14 protein-coding genes are annotated in these 20,462 nt (G+C 58.2%); 4 read left to right on the forward strand and 10 right to left on the reverse strand.

Annotated features, from left to right (window positions below):
- Positions 1-17: 17 nt before the first annotated feature.
- Entirely contained in the window at positions 18-428 is a 411-nt protein-coding gene (locus tag G411_RS0104905; RefSeq protein WP_022958060.1) for a nuclear transport factor 2 family protein, read from the reverse strand.
- Between the two features lie 99 nt (positions 429-527).
- Between G411_RS0104905 and G411_RS0104910 the strand changes: the two genes are divergently transcribed.
- Positions 528-1,376, forward strand: a complete 849-nt coding sequence (locus tag G411_RS0104910; protein ID WP_022958061.1) for a LysR family transcriptional regulator — start codon at positions 528-530, stop codon at positions 1,374-1,376.
- Between the two features lie 2 nt (positions 1,377-1,378).
- On the opposite strand, the gene G411_RS0104915 is transcribed toward G411_RS0104910, so the two are convergent.
- The 3 genes from G411_RS0104915 to G411_RS19390 all read right to left on the reverse strand — a co-directional run bounded on the left by G411_RS0104915 (position 1,379) and on the right by G411_RS19390 (position 5,621).
- Positions 1,379-2,086, reverse strand: coding sequence for an ion transporter (locus G411_RS0104915; RefSeq protein WP_022958062.1), 708 nt, complete (start codon positions 2,084-2,086; stop codon positions 1,379-1,381).
- Between the two features lie 88 nt (positions 2,087-2,174).
- Complete coding sequence (locus tag G411_RS0104920) at positions 2,175-4,370, reverse strand: FdhF/YdeP family oxidoreductase (RefSeq protein ID WP_245542364.1); 2,196 nt, start codon at positions 4,368-4,370, stop codon at positions 2,175-2,177.
- Positions 4,371-4,478: 108 nt separating this feature from the next.
- Positions 4,479-5,621 carry a cytochrome-c peroxidase gene (locus tag G411_RS19390; RefSeq protein WP_051151245.1) on the reverse strand — a complete coding sequence of 381 codons (1,143 nt, stop codon included), beginning with the start codon at positions 5,619-5,621 and terminating at the stop codon, positions 4,479-4,481.
- A gap of 157 nt (positions 5,622-5,778) precedes the next feature.
- On the opposite strand from G411_RS19390, the gene G411_RS0104930 reads away from it, so the two are divergent.
- Together G411_RS0104930 and G411_RS0104935 are read left to right on the forward strand one after the other, a co-directional pair.
- A complete protein-coding gene (locus G411_RS0104930) occupies positions 5,779-8,967 on the forward strand; it encodes a carboxypeptidase-like regulatory domain-containing protein (RefSeq protein ID WP_022958065.1) in 3,189 nt (1,062 codons plus the stop codon).
- Positions 8,968-9,069: 102 nt separating this feature from the next.
- The gene (locus tag G411_RS0104935) at positions 9,070-11,574 is read left to right on the forward strand and encodes a TonB-dependent receptor plug domain-containing protein (protein WP_022958066.1); all 2,505 of its coding nucleotides are present in this window, start codon (positions 9,070-9,072) and stop codon (positions 11,572-11,574) included.
- A 73-nt stretch (positions 11,575-11,647) separates the two neighbouring features.
- On the opposite strand, the gene G411_RS0104940 is transcribed toward G411_RS0104935, so the two are convergent.
- From G411_RS0104940 to G411_RS0104960, 5 genes are all read right to left on the reverse strand, one after another.
- The gene (locus G411_RS0104940; RefSeq protein WP_022958067.1) at positions 11,648-12,214 is read right to left on the reverse strand and encodes a tetratricopeptide repeat protein; all 567 of its coding nucleotides are present in this window, start codon (positions 12,212-12,214) and stop codon (positions 11,648-11,650) included.
- 68 nt (positions 12,215-12,282) lie between these two features.
- Positions 12,283-14,754, reverse strand: a complete 2,472-nt coding sequence (locus G411_RS0104945) for a PKD domain-containing protein (RefSeq protein ID WP_022958068.1) — start codon at positions 14,752-14,754, stop codon at positions 12,283-12,285.
- A gap of 28 nt (positions 14,755-14,782) precedes the next feature.
- On the reverse strand, positions 14,783-17,542 hold the full coding sequence (locus tag G411_RS0104950) for a TonB-dependent receptor (RefSeq protein WP_022958069.1): 2,760 nt from the start codon (positions 17,540-17,542) through the stop codon (positions 14,783-14,785).
- 129 nt (positions 17,543-17,671) lie between these two features.
- The gene (locus tag G411_RS0104955) at positions 17,672-18,655 is read right to left on the reverse strand and encodes a FecR family protein (RefSeq protein ID WP_022958070.1); all 984 of its coding nucleotides are present in this window, start codon (positions 18,653-18,655) and stop codon (positions 17,672-17,674) included.
- A gap of 127 nt (positions 18,656-18,782) precedes the next feature.
- On the reverse strand, positions 18,783-19,352 hold the full coding sequence (locus G411_RS0104960; RefSeq protein ID WP_211218291.1) for a sigma-70 family RNA polymerase sigma factor: 570 nt from the start codon (positions 19,350-19,352) through the stop codon (positions 18,783-18,785).
- A gap of 248 nt (positions 19,353-19,600) precedes the next feature.
- Between G411_RS0104960 and G411_RS21795 the strand changes: the two genes are divergently transcribed.
- A complete protein-coding gene (locus G411_RS21795) occupies positions 19,601-19,861 on the forward strand; it encodes a LysR family transcriptional regulator (protein WP_169530613.1) in 261 nt (86 codons plus the stop codon).
- 61 nt (positions 19,862-19,922) lie between these two features.
- Here G411_RS21795 and G411_RS0104970 read toward each other — a convergent pair whose 3' ends face one another.
- Positions 19,923-20,381 (reverse strand): Dps family protein, encoded by a 459-nt coding sequence (locus tag G411_RS0104970; RefSeq protein ID WP_022958073.1) that lies wholly within the window; start codon positions 20,379-20,381, stop codon positions 19,923-19,925.
- Between the last annotated feature and the right edge of the window lie 81 nt (positions 20,382-20,462).

Raw genomic sequence — 20,462 nt, forward strand, 5'->3', positions numbered from 1 at the left:
GTGCGTTTAAACTGGCTTCAGCCATTCAGGGGATGGTCGCTGCTCCACACGACCGTCACGTCCCGGCGGGTATAGCGGTAGGCGCCATCGGCATACACCACCTGTTCCTGGTAGCGAATCCCCATATCCAGCTTTCGTCCCTGACCGGCCTTTTCGTAGATGTGGGAGGCGACGCAGTAGGTTTCCCCCTCGTAGCAATCGCCCTTCCATTCGCCGAGCTGATTGGCAACCAGGTGAAACGTCGCGCGGTAATTATCGGCAAGCATATTCAGCATGCCGACAAAGGCATCTGCACTCTCGCAAAGCCATTCCGGACCGCGTTGCGTAAAGCCGTCGACAAGAATGTCGCGCATGGCCTCAAAGCTTCGATCATCAACAATCTGCGCATAGCGCAGCGCCAAGGCCTGTGCATCTGACACGCTGTGCATAAACCACCTTCCCAAACTGGCTGAAGGGCTACAGTTTACGAGAGGCATGCTGTTATAGTTAGTTCAATGAAGTAACAGTTATTGTGAGAAAATGTACAGATGGATTGGGACGATATTCGCTACTTTACGGTGCTCGCACGCAGCGGCTCGCTCAGCAGCGCCGCCCGCACACTGGGCGTGACGCATGTGACCGTTGCCCGTCGTATCGATCGACTGGAAACCCAGCGCAAGGTCAAACTCTTTGATCGTCGTCAGAGCGGTTACCGCCTGACCACTGCCGGTGAGCGCCTGATGAGTGACGCGGAGGTCGTGGAAGAAAGCTGCCTGCACTTTGAGCGAAAAATTCGCGGTCAATCCGATGTGCTGGCCGGGCCACTGACCCTGTCCATTCCCGAGACCACACTGATCGATCTGTCGGCGCCCCTGGCCGAATTCATGCGGCGCTATCCCGACATCGAACTCACCGTATTCGCCACCTCAGAACAACACAATCTGAACCAGTCTCAGGCGGATATTCTGATCCGAATTACCGACCACCCGCCGGAGCTGCTGGTCGGGCGGAAGCTGACGGATATTCCCATGTATGCCTACGGCACCCGAGAGTACCTGGACAGTATCGGCGGCGATATGAAGAAGGCATCGTGGGTGATCTGGCAGGCAGCCTTCGGCAAAAACTTCGGGGATCGCTACTTTCGCAATATGGTCGAGGATGCTCACATCACCCTGCGTACCAACAGCAACAGCCAGCTGGTGGCCATGGTTCGCCAGGGGGTAGTGCTCGGCTTGATGACCGCGCCCATCGCCAGACGCTACCCTGAGCTACTGCCGATTTCAGATACACCACTGGTCACCTCGGAACTGTGGCTGCTGACCCACAGCGATTTGCGCGACTCCGCCAGAGTGCGTTGCTTTATGAAGTTTATCAGCGAGTGGCCGGTAGCAGAGTAATATTACTGACCCTCTTCGTCCCGCGCCTGAGACAATGCCGAGGCCAGCAGCCCGGTCGGCACCGCCACCACACCGAGGCCCAGCATCAACACCAGAAACGTAAAAAACTTGCCGCCAGCGGTAATCGGATACATATCGCCATAGCCCACGGTTGTCAGAGTGGTGACCGCCCACCACAGGCTGTGGAGAACCGATTTGAAGTTGTCGGGCTGAGCGGCATTCTCGAAGTAGTAAATACCCACGGCCGACAGGTACAACACTATCAAGGCCACGAAACCAAACAGAATCAATTCTTCCTTGGCAATCACGACCGCGCGATGAAACCGCTTTACCGCGCGACTGTAGCGAAACAGTTTGAATATTCGAATCAAGCGCAGCAGGCGCACGATCCGTATAGAGCGCAGATCGAGCCCGGTGGAAAGATAGAACGGCACAATCGCCAGCAGATCGACAATCCCGAAGAAACTGAACATAAACCGGCGCTTCACCTCGGCGACATAGAGCCGCAACAGGTATTCCGCCGTAAAGATCCCCACCGTAATAATTTCGATGTTGCGCAGTAGCTGCTTGGTCTCGCTATCGAGGTCGGGCAGGGTATCGACGGAAAAGGTAAACAGCGACACCACAATCAGAAACTGAATGGTCAGCGCAAACACCTTGCCCTGAAGGGTATCGGGGTTCTCGACCATCGACTTGATAAGGTCTTTCACTAGCTATGTCCCGGCTGAGCAAGAAAACGGCGGAGGTATATATCCCATCCCTCCCTCGACTGTCCGCCGGAATTGTACGCGTTTATGGTTAAACACCAAGACCGGCATGACGGGAGCTGCGCACAAGGGAAACGGCTATCGACTTGAACTGCGGGGTGTGCGAACGCGGATCGGTCAGTCGCGAACTGAGCACATTGGCTTCGGGGTAATACGCGGCAATACAGCTACGCGGTAAATTAAACAGTTTCACCTCTACCGCCGACATCTGGCCAAAGTCCGACACAATATCCACGACATCGCCTTCTGCCACACCCAGCTCCAGCGCGTCCTGCTGGTTGAGCAGCACGGTCCAGCGATGTTGCACATCCCGGTAGCTGTCGGCCTCTTCATAAATAATCGAGTTGAACTGGCCTTCGCTGCGCAGCGTCATCAGGGTGAAGGGACGAGACGACTTGTCGTCCTTCACGCCCGCAGGCACCACAAAGCGCGCCTTGCCGTCATGCGTATTGAAGTCTGGCGTATGCTTGATGCGACCGCGCACCATGAACTCCTGCCGGGCCACGTCGATATCGGCCAGCTCCTCCATCCCCGGCACCAGTTCGGCAATCGCCTGCCGGACTCTCTGATGACGCTTGAACTCCGCAAAATTGAGGCCGCAATCCGGCAGCAGTTGCGCCGCGATATCCGCCAGAATCGCCACTTCCGAGCGCACCGAAGCAATGCGCTGAATGCCGCCCTCGCTGTATCGCACGTAGTTAAACATCGACTCCTGTGTGGTCGGCTCGGGCTCTTCATCGCGGGCACAGACTGGCAGAATCAGCGACTCACCGCGGTCCACGCCGGTGACATGGCCGCGATTCAGCGTCGTGGTCAGGAAGATCTTCAGACCGATACGGTCCAGTGCTTCGGCGGCCCACCGACTGTCTGGCGTGGCCTCGTAGAGGTTGCCGCCCATTATCAGCGCAGCATCGATACCGCCGTCGTGCGCCTTCTCCAGCGACTCCAGCGTGTGCATACCTTTTTCCGTGGGCAGCGTAACGCCATAGCTGGCTTCAATGCGCGCAAACACCTCTTCCGACAACACCGGCTTCACGCCGATGGTGCCAATGCCCTGCACATTGCTGTGCCCGCGCAGTGGCAGCAAACCGGCATTTGCCTTGCCGATCATGCCGCGCAGCAACGCAAGATTGCTGATCCATTCGATATTGTCGACGCCGTGACGGTGATGGGTCATCCCCATTCCCCAGGCAAAAATCGCGTTTTCCGAGCCGATGTATAACTCGGCAACTTGATCAATCTGCGACTTGGGCACACCACAGGCGTCCAGCAAGGACTCCCAGGATTGCGCAAGCACATGCTCCTGCAACCGGTCAAAGCCTTCGCAGTGCGCCCGGATAAACGCCGTCGCCTCGCCACCCCGCTCGAGAATCGCTTTGGCAATCGCCGTAAACAGGGCAATGTCGCTGCCGGTTTTGGGTTGCAGGTAGATACTGGCGACCTCGTCCCCTCCCTTCATCATCGAGCTGAGCATCTTCGGCGCCGCAAACTGCACCAGCCCGGCTTCGCGCAGGGGATTAATGACCACCACCACCCCGCCGCGGCGGCGCAAGGCAATCAGCTTGTGGAGCAAACGGGGATGATTCGACGCCGGATTGGCGCCGATCAGAAAAAACAGATCACAATGCGCCACATCGTCCAGCTCGACCGTCGCCGTGCCAGTGCCAATGGTATTGCCGAGCGCCTCGCCAGTAGCTTGGTGGCAATAGTAGGAACAGTTGCTGATGTTATTGGTGCCGTACAGGCGCGCCATCAATTGCAGCAGAAAACCCGCTTCGTTGGAGGAACGACCAGAGCTGTAGAAAAAGCTGCGATTCGGCGAGACGGCCTTCAATCCCTCTGCGGCACGGTTCAACGCCCACTCCCACTCCACGACGCGATAGCGATCTTCACCAGCCGGTTTATATACCGGCTTACCGAGGCGCCCCAGCGTTTCCAGTTCCCGCGCTGACAGTGCGCGAAAATCATCCATCGTGTGGGCAAAGACTTCATCGGGAATCGGCGCCTGAATATCTGTCGACTGTGCCTGAATGCTTTTATTGCAGACGGAGGGGAATTCATCCAGCTCGTTGGTCATGCCACCGTGCTGGCCGCCCATGCCCAGACCGCAGGCTTTGCAGGCGTTTCGGGAATTGAGCGCCTTGGCGGAATTCAGCAGGCCGATTCGACCGGCCGTTCTCAGGGTATAGAGGACTTTCTTTGGCCCACCGCCCACAATCGCTTTCACGAACACCCCCTGCCTTCTCGCCAACACGCAACATCGTCATTACCGCACTCACTATAGCGCAAAAAAACTGCTCAACAGCGCAATTTTCTCCAGACAAATAACGGGTTTTCAGTGGCCGCTTGTTGAGACCGATCGCCGACTGGGCGTGCGTGAACTCAGGCTGAGTAGAAAACTCTCCAGGGCGTCCATTTCATCAGCGGTCAGCATCAAGGGTTTCAGCAGCGGCGAGGTTTTCGGGAACAGCGGGTCTTTTTCCTGCACTGGCGAGCCGGACGATCGCGCCGCACCGCCGTTATACACTTGCAACATTCCCCGCAACTTCGGGACCAGTCCGTTATGCAGGTAAGGCGCCGTCCATGCCACATCGCGCAGTGAAGGTGTGCGGAAACGCCCAACATCCTCCGGTTTGCCGGTAACCACATAGCGCCCCAGGTCCTCATACTTCCTGCCGTAGTAGGTAAAGCCGATATTGTGGAAACGCTCATCACTCAGCAGCGGCCCCATGTGGCAATTGGCACAGCGCGCCTTCGTGCGAAACAGATGAAGTCCCTGTACCGCCTGATCACTCAACGCCCCGCGCTGACCTTTAAGAAAACGCTCGAAGGGACTGCTTCGCGAGCGCAATGTTTCTTCATATGCCGCCAGCGCCGCGCCGACTCGCTCCAGCGTAATGGGTCCGTCGCCAAACGCCTCGGCGAAACGCGCAATGTAATCCGCATCGGCATTGAGACGCTGCTCAACAATCTCAGCGGAGCTGGCCATCTCAACGGGATTCACGATGGGCGCTACCGCCTGCTCAGCCAGCGACGCGGCGCGACCATCCCAGAACCAGCTTTGCCGCAGAGCGGTGTTCAGCAGGCTTGGGCTGTTGCGGGTGCCACTCTGCAAGTCATGGCCCAGCGAGACTTTGCGGCCATCTGCGAAGCCCTGATCAGGATGATGGCAGGACACACAGGCTAGCTGCCCCGAGCCAGAAAGTTTCGGCTCAAAAAATAACTGCTCACCCAAGGCGCGCTGCTTCTCCTCCTTCGGCCCCGCGGGAGCAGGGACGTCGGGAATTAATCCCAACTCCTGATATTCCACCCCGGCATCAATGGTGGGTGATGGCCACTGCGCCGGCGGGCGCTCGTAGCAGGCTCGCAATGCCGCAATAGACGCCTCGCAAGGCGCTGCTGACGCTGTCTCGGCAACTCCCTGCCCACATAAAACCAGACCTGTGAGGAATACCCCGAACCCACCTATCCACTTCATACCGAACACTCGCTACAAGCTACTACTCGCTACCTTGAATCACGCCCACAGCATGACTCCGCCCAGAATAACCATAAAGTTTAGCTTGATATTTAATCACAAATGATAATAATTAGCATTTAGTTTTGTGTGATCATATCCCAGGACAGGAATTGCCATGTACTCACTCCACCTACCCCGTCTCAGCACTGCCACCCTTCTCGCCAGTGCGATTGCCCTCTCGGCCTGCGGTGGTGGAGGCGGAGGCGGCTCCTCATCGGGCGGCGGCAGCTCGGACCAGACCATCAGCGGGATTGTCGCCGACCCCGCCATCGCCAACGCCTCCGTCTGGCTGGTGGACGCCAGTAACAATGCCCTGACCACCATCGTCCGCTCGGGCAGCGATGGCAGTTACAGCTTCAACCTCGGCAACAGCATCGACCTCAGCAACAGCCGCGTCATTGCCAATGGTGGCCGCGACAGCGAGACCGGACACAGTTTCTCCGGCATCAGCCTGACCGCCCCCTACGCCGGTGATGGCAACACCACCTATGTGACCCCGCTCAGCACCCTCGCAGTGAGCTACCAACAGCAGGGCAACAGCCTTGCCAACTTTGCTGCGCTGCTGGGGCTGGATGAAGCCGCCGTGCTTGGCGACCCCTCAGCCTCCGCCGCAGCTCAGCGCGCCAACCTGCTGACCACCGAAATGATGGCCGCACTGCTTGGCAGCGAAAACCTGATAACGACCTTACTCGACGCACTCGTCGCCAGCGACGGCGATTTCAGCGATGCAACAGATACCCTGGCCAACGACAACAGCCTGCCAGACAGTGTGCGTGAAAAGCTGGCGGGACTCACCGACCGCATCGCAGAACTGAATGCACTGAACGACACGCTCAACGATGCCGACGCCGTCGTCAACGCACTCAACCGCCTCAATATTCACACGGCGGTCAGCGACTATCTCGCCGAGGCGCTGGACTTTACCGCCAGCAGCGACATCGAAGAAAACAATGTCGGCACTCTGGCTGACGCCCTTTGGCAGTCACTCGGCCAGAACGGCCTGCCCGTAGACAGTGCTGCTATTCAGAATATCGTGCGCTATGTGGTCGTCAATCAGCAACTTGACGCCAGCCGCTTTGCCGACGGCAATTTCAGCCTCGGCAATATCGACCCCGACGGCCTGATTGCCGAGCTGGCAGAAAGCGTCGTATTGAACACTCGCCTGGCACTGGCCAGCGGTGAAGAACTGGGCGACGACAACGACGCCCGTATCAACTACTTCTTCCAGTCAGATGCCTCGCCCTACTTCCGTGCCGCGCGACTGTTCGATGGCGTACTCGACGACCTCGTTGTTGACCCCGCCTACGTGAACATCGTCAAAGGTCTCGCCAATGCGGGACTGATTGAGCAGGCAAGCCTACTGGTGGAATCATCAATTTTCCAAAGCAGGGAGCAAGCGGAAGCCCAACAGGAAATCGGCAAGGTGCTGCTGATTCGGGGCCAGGAGGATGCCGCTCTTGCTATGTGGGAAAAAGCCCTCGACAACTACAACCACTACCTTTCTTCGACGGAAGGCGAAAACGGCGTTGCCAACCTCGACAGCAACGCCGCCAGTTTTTACCGGACACTGAGCGACGATCTACTCGAAGCCGGCTATACCGAACTGGCCGAGTCAGTGCTGCAACCGGTCTACGACTTTATCGATGCTCAGGCCGGGGTTTACAGCACCGCCTATGCAAGGCTCGCCATCGCCATCAGCAACAATGCCGATGCCGCGGTAACCCTGGCCGAAGAAAGTGGCCTGACGGGCAGCAACTACAGCGACGCCGTCAATGCCGCAGAATTTGCCTACACTGTAGTCAGCAATCTCGGAAAACAGAGCAGCTCCACCCGCTGCTATGGTGTTCGCACCAGTATGCTCTCGTCTGTAGCCGGATATTTTCAACGACTGGGCATGGACGAACGCGCCATTCAGGTGCTTGATGACTACGAAGCCCTGTTTATCGGCGACGCAGAGAGCTGCAATGCGGATTATGCTGCGGGATTGGCCGATAACTATGCCGATATCTACGGCAGCCTGGGCCTTGGCGAACGCTACAAAAACTTTCTCGCCACTACCGTTCGCGCACAACCGGATGGCATAAGTGATGAAGCGGATGCACTTGCCAAGTTTGCCGTTTATGAAGCCCTGGAACTGGCCCTGGCCGGCGATGTAGAAGCGGCTATTACCAAGGTAGAAGACAGCCAGGCAGGCGATGTTAAAGACACCATTGAAAAACTGACGTACATCGGCACCGGAAGAAATGATGGCGGCCGTCATTATCTATCCCGGCTGCTGGACGATGAGGGAGCCACCGACGCCGCACTGGAAGTGGCCGATGCCGCCTTTGCTATGAGCCTGACCGAAACATTTGCCGAACAGGAAAGTCTGCCCAGTAATTACATTGGCCAGGGGTGTCGCAAAGTCGCCACACTCTATCAATGGCTTGGCCGAAGTGATCTCGCGACCTCACGCATGGACGAATGCGCAGCCAAAGTGGAAAGCCGTATGTCGGAGTGGGCCAGCGCCGAACAGGCCGAAGCCTGGGGATATCTTGCAGAAAGCTACCAGTTTATTGGCGACTACCAAGCCAGCCTCAGCTATGTAGTTGAATGGAGCAATGCGGTATCGAGTATTAGCGACCCCCTTGAACGCGCTGAAGATAAATCAGAGATAGGGGTATTCGCCGCCTATGCCGGAGACTTTGAACTGGCACTGAGCAGCCTTAACAACGCGATGGATGAGCTGGCAAATGCGGCCAGCCCGAGCAGTGATCAGGATCTGATCGACGACGTACTATACGCCTACATGTATCGCGCCGAAGACTACATTGAAGTCACCACATCCATGCTGAGTCAGATTACCCGTGACGGCAATACAGGGCAGGCGGGCTATGCCGTGCAAGCCTGGGACGATTTGAAGCGAGCATTAATCGGCGATGACGGCGAATCCGGTGCCCTGCCGGTGTTAGACGCGCTGAACGACAGCGAAGATCGTGAAGAGTATATGGAAAAACTCCTTGGTTTCCTCGCTCAGGCTCGCGCCGTTGACGAAAGCGAAATCCTCGCACGCAAGGCCACCGTCAACACCAGCCGCAATACCCGCCTGGCGGCGATTGCCGAAGCGATGAGTAACTACGACGACTTCCCCGGCACGACAGTCGCGAGCTTTGATTTCGACCACGACGGCCTGCCGGACTTCTTCAACCCCGGCAGCAGCGAGGAAGAACGCAATGCCTTGCCGATCACGCTGGATGACGATATCGACGGCGACGGCATTCCCGACAGCAGCGACAGCACGCCCTACTACGCCGAAAACCTGTAAACCGAAACGGCCTGCCCTGCCAACCTGACGGGGCAGGGGACACCCGCTCTTAACCTGCGCGTCACCCTTTTGGTGGCGCGTTTCCGCGAGTAAGCCATCAACATGTTCACAAACGACACAGCCAGGCGCGCCCACTATCGCTACCTCGCCATCAGTCTTTTTTCCCTGACGCCACTGGCGAGCATCGCCGAGGAGACTCCGCCAGCGGAAACGACGCCCGTTCTGTTGCCCAAGCTGACCGTACAGGCGCCTATCGAGCTGCCCATCGGTAACAGTGGCAAGGGGACCGGCGTAACCGAGTTCAGCCGTGAATATCTGGAACGCTTCGGCGGCACAGATGGCAGCCCAAACAATCTGTTGCAGCAGTTGCCCGGCCTGCAGTTTTCAGATGATCATCAAGGCAGCGACGCGCTCACTGATCTGACGCCCAGTTCGTTCTCCATTTCCGGCGGACGCTTCTACGAAAACCAGTTCCAGATTGACGGTCTTAGCAACAATAACCGCCTCGACCCCGCCAGTCGCAGCGATGGCAGCAACATCGACGACATCGGCGGCCACGAACAATCGATGTTTATCGATATGGACCTGATCGAAAGCATTGCCGTGTACAACAGTAATGTGCCCGCCAGTTTCGGGCGCTTTACCGGCGGCGTGGTCGATATCACCACCCGCCGAGCAGGCCCCGAAGCCGAAGGGCATCTGAGCGTCAGCACAACGCGGGCAGAGTGGACAGAGTTTCGCCGCTTCGCCAGAGAGATAGACGAAGATGCAACAAATGCCTCAGAAAAACCCGACAGCCCTGACTTTATGCGCTATCGCAGCAGCCTCAACTACAGCACACCGCTCACAGAGCGACTGGGTGTGCTCGTCGCACTTAGCCAGTCATACAGCGAACTGCCTGTTGTAAGCCTTGGCGAAACCCGCAATCGGGAATCAGAAAATCTCAATGCCATGGCCAAGTTCAGTATGGACGTGGCCGACAACGCGCTGCTGGACCTGACACTCAACTACTCGCCCTATCAATCCAACAGTTTCCGGCAGGACGTGAAAGGCAGTGACTACGAGCTTGATGGCGGCGGTTACGGCATTGCACTGCATTACGAAAGTCTCAGCGACGGCATTGAGCAGGCGTGGGATATTGGCTGGAACCAAAGCCAGAACCGCCGCAAAGACCAGAACGGCTTCTATCGCTGGGCCAACACCAGCAGCCGTATCTGGGGCAGCGACTACGATGTAGGCCTGAGCGAGGAAGGCGGCTACGGCGATATCGATAAAACTCAGGAAAGCAGCTCGCTGAAATATCAGGCCACACTGCTGCCGATTCACTACGGCGAAGTCGCACTGAGCCATAGTGTCGGTGGTGAAGCGAGCTACCAACGGTACCGCTTTCAGCGAAAAGAGCGCCTGTACAACTACCGTTCGGCCATCATCAATCCCGATATACAGTGCCGGGGGATCACCATCGACTGCGTGCAAAACGAACAGTACTTCACCAGTCGCCTTGTGTATGAAAAAGATGACGTCACCGTGGACTTGCTGGAAACGGCCCTATTTGCAGAAAGCACACTGGAGTGGCAGCGCCTGACCGCAACACTCGGCCTGCGCTACGACTACAACGACTTTCTGAAAAACCACGACATCGCCTGGCGCAGTCGAGCCAGTTACAGCCTGGACGAAGAGCGCAACACGGTCATTACCGGCGGCTACAATCGTTACTACGGCGGTGCACTGCTCACCTACAAACTGCGTGAAGCCCGCCGCCCCTACTATGCGGAATACCGCAGCAGCCAACAGAATATTGTTGGCGAATGGCAAGTCGACAGCGGTCTGGGCGACTACAAATATCGCTTCGACAATCTGAACACCCCCTACAGCGACGAGCAAACACTGGGCATTGAGCAGGCGCTGCTGGGCGGGCGCCTGAGTCTGGCGTTGATACAGCGGGAAAACCGCGACGAATTTGCACGCACCACCACCGATACCCTCAGTGATGGCTACCGCTACTATTTGATGAATAACCGTGGCAGCAGCGACTACAAAGGTGTGCAACTGGCCTGGTATGGCATTTACGGAAACACCCTGGTCAGCGTAAACGCCACGTGGTCAGAGACCGAAAGCCGCAACACTGACTACGACGATCCGGTCGACGAAACCGGCAGTTCCGAGTACGTATTCTATCGAGGTCAGCGCCGCGCCTACGGCGAGCTGGAAGTGCTGCGCGAGGACTACAACCGCCCGATCGTCGCCAATATCGCCATTTCACAGATATTCACCGATCGCTGGCAGGGGCGCCTGAATCTTCGCTATCGCGGAGTGCACACCCACATTGCAAAAACCGGCAGAGTGGAAGACGGCGAGCTGGTCGACAACGGCAGTGGCGGTACCGACCGCGAGCAGCTCACTGTGTATGAAGATCAAAAACGCCCACACACGCTGCTGCTGGACCTGGCGACCAGCTATCAACTGCCGACGCTGTACGGCCTCACACCCAGCTTGCAAGTGGAAGTCAACAACGTGATGAACGAGCGGGTATACACGGTGGACGAGGGCAACAAAGGCGTCGAACCCGGTCGCCAGTTTTGGCTGACCCTGGAAGCCGACTTTTAAGCAGCCGATTTTTGGGTAGTTACAAAAAACGGGCCGTAAGGCCCGTTGTATCCACATACGCCAAGCGACTTCGCTATTCGCTGCCCTGACGCAATCGCAAAGCCCGGCGTGAATAGAGCTCTGTTTTCGCAGCGTTGTGCAGGCTTTGATAAACCGCGGTCAGATTGTCGAGTACCAACAAAGCACGCGCCGAATCGAGAGGCTGTTGCGACTCGATGATTGACAACGCCTTCAGAAACAGCGGCTCTGCCTGGCGGTAGCGGCGCCGCATGTACAGCGCAGAGGCCCGGCCATTCAGTGCGTCCGCCTGCATCAGTGGCGCCTGTGAGGCATCAACAATGTCCAGCAGGCGCATATAGCTCTGCTCCGCATCACGATATTGGGCAGCGGCCAACTGCGCATCGGCCAGACTGTTCAACACCCTGGCCCGCTCGACACTGCCCTCGCCAAAATACTCGACTATCGCTGGCAGCGCCTCGCGGTAATGCCTGATGGCTCCGGCGAAGTCGCCTTGCCCATGCAACGCTATCGCCTGCTCATTGTGCTGCTGGGCCAGCTCGATAGCTGTCGCGGCCCGGCTGTCAGGCGTCAGCGCAAACAGGGCCGCCAACAGCACGGCATGTCGTGTTTTTTTGTCCATAACTTGGAAACAGATTCTGAGGAAAGAAAACGCGGCGAGGCCAACACCTCGCCGCGATCAAACGTGGATTAATACACGTGGGGGCGATACTCAAAGCTCCAGCCGGGTTTTTCCGCAACATCAAACTGGTACGACAGCCCGTCCACAATGTTGTCGGTACCATTGCCGCTGTTGTCGATATTGCCGCTCAGGTTCATGATCAGGCTGAACTCCACGGTTTCACCTTCCTCGATCACCTGCCCATTCGTCAGGCCGACAATTTTCCCGGTAATTTCAGGGAAGTCAGCGTTCTCAGACGGCTCGACGACCAGATTGGTAATGGTGTAATCGCCACCGTAGGCGGTGAGCCGGTAGTTCTTGATAATGTTGTCACCAAGCTCCAGCTTCCAATGATTGATGGGGAAAGAACCCGAGTCGTGCAACCAATAGGGGAAGGCCTTCTGTAACGGGAAGCTCAGGTTGGATGACGTCCCTTTGAAGAAGTTATCCCACGAGTTGATCTCGGCGGAGAAGTAATCTTCCAGCAACAGGCTGGGGTAGTCCTCGCGGGCCACTACATCAAAGCTGATCGACTCTTCCTCCGAAGTATCAATGCCGTCACTGACGAGGAACGACGCCGTATAACGTCCTGGCACCTGCGCAATGCCGCTGTAGAAGTCTGCCGTATCGGCGGCATCCGTCAGGTCGCTGCCTTCCGGTTGCGAGAGCGTCCACAGGTAGTAGAGCGTGTCCAGGTCGGGATCAACAACATTCACACTGTGAAAGGTCAGCGGCTCGCCGTTCGCGATGTAAGGCTGATCTTCGGTATCGAAATGCGTGTTGCGATGACGAATACGGTGGTGCGCATTGTCATTGCTGATGCGTTCAACGGTCGGCGCACTATTTGAGCCCTTCGCCATCACTTTGCCGTAAGAAATCGTCTGCTGCGACGTGGTAACACCGTGGCTGTCGGTGACCCACAACCAGGCGATGTATATGCCGGGCTTATCGGTGAGCACCCCAGCTCGGGCATTTTTCAGGGTAACCCCTTCTTCGGTCACCACATTTTCATACTGCAATTCAGCGGCGCTGCCATCCGGCTTATCGAACAGCAGCCAGTGGTAAGTCAGGCTGTCACCGTCCTGATCCGAACTGCCACGCCCGTCAAACCAGGCCACTTCGCCAACTGACAGAGTGATTGAGTCAGGAGCCACTGCGGGACGCGGCGCACGATTGGCCCCGGTGCGAACAATGTATTTTCGCTCCAGCGGCGCACTGTCGGCCTGCCCATCGTTGGCAATCACTTCAAGCAGATATTCGCCCTCGTGAGTGGCAGAAAAATACGGCCAGGACATGGCATTGAGATCGGGCTCCTCAAACCCCTCCGGCGTGCTGACCCAACGGTAGCGCTGGGTCAGATCATCGCCATCGAGATCCCAGGAATTACCGGACACATAGCCCGCGCCACCCAGTTCCAGTTCCTGCGAATACACTGGCGAGTAGGCGTCGGTGCGCTGAGTGATATTCTCGCTGGCCACCGGCGGCGTGTTCTCTGCGCCCTCGGGCACGTTCACGGTGATTTTGGCGGTACTGATGCCGCTCGGCGCCGTGCCGTCGTAGACCACCAGATGCACCTGCCAGTCACCCGCGACATCCGGAGTAATCGTCGGGGTCGCGGTATCCGCACCATCCAGCGCCGACTCAACGCGCAGCGCAGAACCGTTTTTCATGTAGTTGCCATTCGCGATATAGCCATTGCTGCTGCCCGGCATATACATATACCAGCGGTAGCTGAGATCATCGCCATCGGCATCGCTGCTGCCAGTGCCGTCCAGCGTCAGCGCCTGACCGCGCTCAATGGTATACGGGCCACCCGCATCGGCGGTGGGCTTGGTGTTGGACAGGTTCGCCATCACCTCAATCTCCAGGGTGTTGCTGACGTTGCCGTCATAGCGCACAACCAGCGTCACCAGATAACTGCCCACGGCGTCGGTGTACAGGCCACTGACCGCCGAATGGGGTGTCGTCAGTTCCGCCGTGCTGGTAGCGGGCTGACTGACCAGCGTCCATTCGTACTCCAGCAACGCGGCATCCCCACCGGTGGGAGGCAAGCTGTTACTGCCGTCCAGGGCCACATTCGTTCCGACCAGCTCACTGTATTCGGTCTGAGCCACGGCTACCGGGTCCGGGTTCGTCGCCGTGACCATCAGGCGATCGTGATTACTGTCCCGGGTGCCGTCGTTGACCAGCAGGTCGACTTCATACTCACCGGGAAAATCCGCGACAAAACTCGGATATGCGGTATCGGCATCGACCAGTTCGGCCTCACTCGATTCCGGCTGGGCGACCAGCGTCCATTGATAGCTGAGCGCTGCACCGTCGCGCGGGGAGCTGCTGGCGGACCCGTCGAGGTCAACCGTGTCGCCCATTTGTACCGTGAGATCATCGCCCGCATCAGCGGTAGGTTTGGGGCTGCTGCTTCCGCCACCACCACCGCCACCACAGGCGGCAAGCAGCAGCGAGGCGCACATGAGTGCGCGCAATTTTGTAAGAGGTCGCATGGATGATTTCTCCATTAATGAGCGAAAGTTAAAAACTCCAGGTCAGGCTGAGCCGCGCAGTGCGGCCTGGCGCCGGGACCATGCCCAGACTCAGGGCATCGAGGTAGTACTGATCGGTGGCATTGTCGATATTGAAATCCACACTCAACTGCTCGCTGTGTTGCCAGCTCGCATAGAGGTCGACCAGTCGGTAGGCGTGCCACGGCACCGGGCTGTTGAAACCCCGTGCCGTGTCATCGTTAAAAGGGGGAGTGGGTGTGCGCTGCCCCATATAGGTCAGACGCAGGCCGGTATCCAGCCGTTTTTTGAACAGCCTTGCGCCCAGCGTTACCGTCGCGTGCCACTCGGGGGGAATCATGTTGTTGAAGTAGGAGTTGGCAACGCCGTAATCGTTACAGCGTTCACGCCGATAACTGCCGTAGTGGCAGACTTCGATATGGTCGTATTTGGTCCCGGCAACGCTGCCGTAAAAGCGGCCCTGATCGTATTCCACACTCAGCTCGGTGCCATGCAATTCGACACTGTCGATATTGCGCATCACGAACATTTCATTGCCCTCCTCCCAAACATTGGGAGACGTGCGAGTCAGATAGTCCTCGGTCAGGTTGCGGAAGCGCGCGAGTTTCAGGGCAAGGCGGTCGGCCTCAAACAGCACGTCGCGGCGCAGTACATTCACCCCCGCTTCGCGGTTCGTCGCGTGTTCGGGACGCAGCGCCACATCCAACGCCGGCTTTACCGACCAACCCTGGGTAGCTTCAAACAGGCTGGGCATCCGCAGCGCTTCCGCGTGGCGCAGATAAAACTGCACACCGTTCAGCCAGGGCTCCCAACTCACACTGAAAACCGGCGCAGAACCACTGTTGCGGGTGCGATAGCTAATCGGATCGCACTCGCCGTCGCCATCGCGATCCACGCAGTAAATGCTCTCCACATACACTTCTTCAACGCACTCGCCGGTGGCATCGTAAACGCACTGCATCTCACCCTGAGGAACAATGGGCTTGTGGTCTTCGGTTTCCACCCGCAGATAACGAATACCGCTGTTCAGGGTCAGCTCTTCCCAGGGTTGCCACTGCCAGTTGAGAAATGCCGCCAGCTCGTCGCGCTCGCCGATACGACCAAACGCCGCATTGGCAAGCGGATTCTCCAGATCCTCGGCAGGAATTGGAGTATCAATATCCTCCCACTGAGCGCTGAGCCCGTAGGACAGCAGGTGCTCACCCCAGCCCTGCCACGTCATTTCATTGCTGAGATCGAGCCCATATCGGTCGTAGGTCTCCGCTTTTGGCTCGGGAGAGTTGAACGATTCGTAGATATCTTCGGAGTAGCTGCGGTTCAGCGACCGGGTGTGGGTATGCCAGAGATTGGCCCGCAGATTCAGCCAGTCACGATCACCCGGATTCCACTGGTAGCGACTGGTGTAGGTATCGGCAGTCACCGTGCTGCTCTCGGTCTGGCGTATTTTCTCCAGCCAGATGAGCTGCGAGGGCATCAACTCGCCGTACTCACTGTCGTAGCGCTGGTAACTCAATGTCCAAAGCTGGTCGTCCGGCAGGTAGATATCGCTTTTCAGCAACAGGCTTTTGCTCTTGTTGTTGCTGTTGACCACGCGCTCCTCGCCGCGAAAACGCGAAATTCCCTCGCGCAGCGCCGTCACCTCGGTATAGAACGGCAGCTCGCGGTATTGCAGCTCTACATCGGGAATCGGACCATCTTTGCCGGTGTAGTAGTTGCCCTGATCCCGCTGCGCGTAGGCGATAACCACATCGACGGTTTCAAAGCGCTTGGCCAGCGCAAGACTACCCGCCCAACTGCGGAAATCGAGCAACCCCGGACGATCCATCCCCGACGGCTCGCCGAAGCTCTCCGGCAGCGCATGTTCACCTTCACAGAGCCCCGGTGAGGCACAATCCACGCGGTATACCATACCGGTGCCGTTCACCCCGGCAGCCGTACCGGCACTGGGCGGTCGACTGCTGTTACTCATCAGGCTGCCGCGCAATCGCAAGCCCCAATCCTTGTCGGTGGTGATGATGTCGTCCACCGACAGCGTGCGCATGCTCACCACACCGCCAGTCGCACCGGCACCATCGGCATCCATCACCGGGCCTTTGCTGATATCGATGCCGCCGATCAGATCGGGATCGACATAGCTGCGCGATGCCACCCCCGCATAACCGCGATACACAGTGGTTTCCTGCCGAGCGCCATCGATCAGTACCGGCACCCGGCTCTGTCCCTGCATACCGCGAATATTGATATCCAGGCCGCCACTGTTGCGGTTCTCGCCGACCAGTACGCCGGGCGTGCCCTGAAAAATATCGCCGACCGAGGTACCGCGAAAGCGGGCAATCTGCTCGCCGGTGATCACACTCGACGACTCCGCCGCACGGTAGGGCGCGTCCTCGGCGGCAATATCGACCCCGCTCTCCACTTTCAGCTTGGGCAGCAGGGTCATGCCGTCGACCGCTGTCGATTGCAGCACAACGGTGGCATCGTCACTCAAATACCATTGCAGGCCGGTGCCCGTGAGCAGGGTGTTCAAGGCCTGATCCACCGTGAATTCGCCGGACAAGGGCCAGGACATCAATCCATCTACCGTGGGCGCATCCACCGACACCTGCATCCCCGACTGCCGGGCGAACTGCCCCAGCGCCAGATGCAGGGATTGGGAGGGAATCTCAAAATGGCGTAGCGGCGCCGCAGCCGATTGCGCAACGGCACTCCCTACCCCGCACAGACTCAACAGCACCGACAAGAAAATCCGGCTTTTCCAGCACCTCAACATGCAACACTTCCCAATCAAAAATAAATCTCATTCGCAGAAACTGCTCTTCAAAAACGAACAGCCTCACGACTTTTTTCATGGGAATCAGGAAAAGTTGAAATTTGCGCCCAAAGGGCGGAAAGCGGGGGCTCAGGAGCCCCGTACGATGCGCAGCAGGCCGCCCAGTTCCAGCACCTGCCCGCTGTAAGGTTGGATCAGACCACGCAGGGCGAGGTCGGGAGACCTCAGGTCATAACTGCCGGTCACCCGACGCTGCGCCAGAGCCGGGTCGGCGATAAAAATACTGCCGGGATAGAAGCGATCAAGGGCCTCCACCACATCGGCCACAGTGCGGTTGTGAACGAACAGCCGCCCTTCCCGCCAGGCCGCCACGTTTTCAGGCGCGATGCTATCGACCCGCAGCTCACCGCTGCGGCGCTCCAGTGTCAGCTGCTGGCCGGGCACGAGCTGATGCCCCAGATCGCCGTCATAGCTTACCGTCACCGCGCCACTCTGTACGCTCACGGCATACAGCCCGCTGGCATTCTGCACATCGAATGACGTACCCAGCACGGTCACATCCATGCTGTCGGCACTCACCACAAAAGGCCGCTGGGCATTGCGCACCACATCGAAAAACGCCTGCCCTGCCAGCAGCTCAACGCGTCGCTCACCATCGGAGTAATCGGTGCGGATCGCACTCTCGGCACTGAGGTGGACGCGGCTGCCGTCGGGCAGCGAGACTTCACGCAGTTCGCCACTGCCGGTCTGATGATCGGCCAACAGTTGCAAACGCAGAGACGGCCCCAACACCACCAGCAGACACGCCGCCACCGCAACCGTCAGCAGGGGCTTCAGTACTCCACGACGCGGCGGCGCCACCGGCTCCGGGCGGCGCTCGGCCGCTTCAACCGCTGCGGGCCACTGGCTGCGATCGGGCTCCATTCCGCCCATCGTATTCCACACATTGCGTGCGCGCTGCCAGGCGTATGCGTGTCCGGGATCGGCGGCCAGCCAGGCGGCCAGCTCGCGCCGTAATTCCACATCGTCGGGCGCCTGCTCACTGCGCAGCATCCAATCGATGGCCTGCTCAAGCAGCGCGTCGGCGTCGGGTTTAGAAGGCTTGTGGGTCATTGCCGGGTTCCGGCTCAATCCTGAGCCAGACTCTCTCCAATTCGCATAGCGTCAATGCTGAGTAAACGAATAATCGGAGCGCTTTTTTCAGACGCAGTTCCATGTCGCAGGCGGCGCGCTCCGGCATTCACTGCGGCGCGTCCTCGTCCAGCGCGCTGGCCAGTTGCACCAGCGCCTGCCGAATCATGCGATGTACTGTCGCAGTGGAAACCTCCAGCCGCGCCGCAATATCAGCCAGAGTATACCCGCCAAAGCGGTGCATCTCGACGGCCAGACGCTCTTTTTCAGGCAGCTGTTCCAGCACCCTGGCCAGTCGCCCGAGCTGATCGCCCTGCACCAGATGCTCCTCGGGACTGGCCTCTCCCACCGGTTCCAGCCACGACACGCTGTTGCCATCCATGTGCCGGGACTCCATCGCCGACCGCCGCAACATATCAATCGCGAGGTTGCGAACGATGCGGTACAGGTAGGCCACTCCCGACACCGAGGGTGCTTCACCGCCGGGGAGATAGCGAAGAAAGGCGTCCTGAACAATGTCCTCCGCCCGCGCGCGACAGCCAATAATCGGCGTCGCGTAGTCAACCAGCGCCGCGCGATGCGTCATATAGGTTTTAAGCTTTTGATCAGCGTACTTCACGAAGCGACAGACCCGGCCGGAGAAGAAATGGGACGCTGGCAGTGCACGAGGCGTAATCACCTGGCACTGCCAATAACACAAATGAGAACCATTCTCATAATAATCAACGCCGCCACGGATAGCAAGCGCCGCCATCAACCCGGCGTCATTGCCGCCTCCCTCACCGGGGAGACCCGCGGTTTACAGCGCTGATCAGGATAAGACGATTTGATCATTGCCTTTTACTATCACAAGCATAGAAACAATCATTTTTATTATTTCGATAGACAAAACTAATATTAAGAAAGGCAAAGCAGAAGGGGAAAACCGTGAATTGCAGAACGATTGAGTACGTTGTCGAGTTGCTCCGAACAGGCTCATTGCAGGAAGCCTCGCGCTTCTGCAATGTCACTCCGGGCACCATGAGCGGACAGATCACCCGTCTGGAGCACTACCTTGGCGTGACGCTGTTTACCAGCCGATCAACCCCCGCCCAACTGAATCCGGAGGCAGAAGCCATCGTGGCAAGAATGCAGCAGGTGGTGGAGCATATGCGGGAAATCCGTCGGATCAGCCGAGGCATGGCGTGAGCGCTGCCGACTTATGAGGCATGACGCTGAACCGGCGCCACTGAGGCGCCGGTCAACGGCCTTACTGCATCGCGCGCAGCATCCACGCCGTTTTTTCGTGCAGGCGCATGCGGTCTGAAATCAGCCCGGCGGATGACTCATCCTTGGCATCCTGCGCCAGACTGAGCACGTCGCGACAGCGCCGCACCACCTGCTCGTGACCCTCGCACAGCATCGCGACCATAGTCTTGGCCTCGGGCACCTCTTCCACTTCTTTGATCGCCGTCAGCGAGGAGAAGGCCTTGTAAGTGCCGGGCGCCGCCACATCCAGTGAACGGATGCGCTCGGCAATATCATCCACAGCCACCGCCAATTCGGTGTACTGCTCTTCAAACATCAAGTGCAGCGGCCGAAACTGCGGGCCGGTCACATTCCAGTGGAAATTATGCGTCTGTAAATACAGCGTGTAGGAGTCTGCCAACAAGCCCTTCAGGCCCTGGGCAATCGCATCCCGGTCTTCAGCAGAAATTCCGATATCCATCCTTGTATCCTCTCTTCAAAATCATGATGAAGCCGCATAGTAGCGCGAGACCCGACCACTGCGGACCCGGTTTGATAAGGC

The organism is Spongiibacter tropicus DSM 19543 (genome assembly GCF_000420325.1).
Classification (GTDB): Bacteria; Pseudomonadota; Gammaproteobacteria; order Pseudomonadales; family Spongiibacteraceae; genus Spongiibacter; species Spongiibacter tropicus.

Coding starts and splice junctions, on each gene's coding strand:
- G411_RS0104905 (WP_022958060.1), bottom strand. CDS start 428: ATGCACAGCGTGTCAGATGCACAGGCCTTGGCGCTGCGCTATGCGCAG.
- G411_RS0104955 (WP_022958070.1), bottom strand. CDS start 18,655: ATGACCCACAAGCCTTCTAAACCCGACGCCGACGCGCTGCTTGAGCAG.
- G411_RS0104930 (WP_022958065.1), top strand. CDS start 5,779: ATGTACTCACTCCACCTACCCCGTCTCAGCACTGCCACCCTTCTCGCC.
- G411_RS19390 (WP_051151245.1), bottom strand. CDS start 5,621: ATGAAGTGGATAGGTGGGTTCGGGGTATTCCTCACAGGTCTGGTTTTA.
- G411_RS0104970 (WP_022958073.1), bottom strand. CDS start 20,381: ATGGATATCGGAATTTCTGCTGAAGACCGGGATGCGATTGCCCAGGGC.
- G411_RS0104945 (WP_022958068.1), bottom strand. CDS start 14,754: ATGCGACCTCTTACAAAATTGCGCGCACTCATGTGCGCCTCGCTGCTG.
- G411_RS0104910 (WP_022958061.1), top strand. CDS start 528: ATGGATTGGGACGATATTCGCTACTTTACGGTGCTCGCACGCAGCGGC.
- G411_RS0104950 (WP_022958069.1), bottom strand. CDS start 17,542: ATGTTGAGGTGCTGGAAAAGCCGGATTTTCTTGTCGGTGCTGTTGAGT.
- G411_RS0104940 (WP_022958067.1), bottom strand. CDS start 12,214: ATGGACAAAAAAACACGACATGCCGTGCTGTTGGCGGCCCTGTTTGCG.
- G411_RS0104935 (WP_022958066.1), top strand. CDS start 9,070: ATGTTCACAAACGACACAGCCAGGCGCGCCCACTATCGCTACCTCGCC.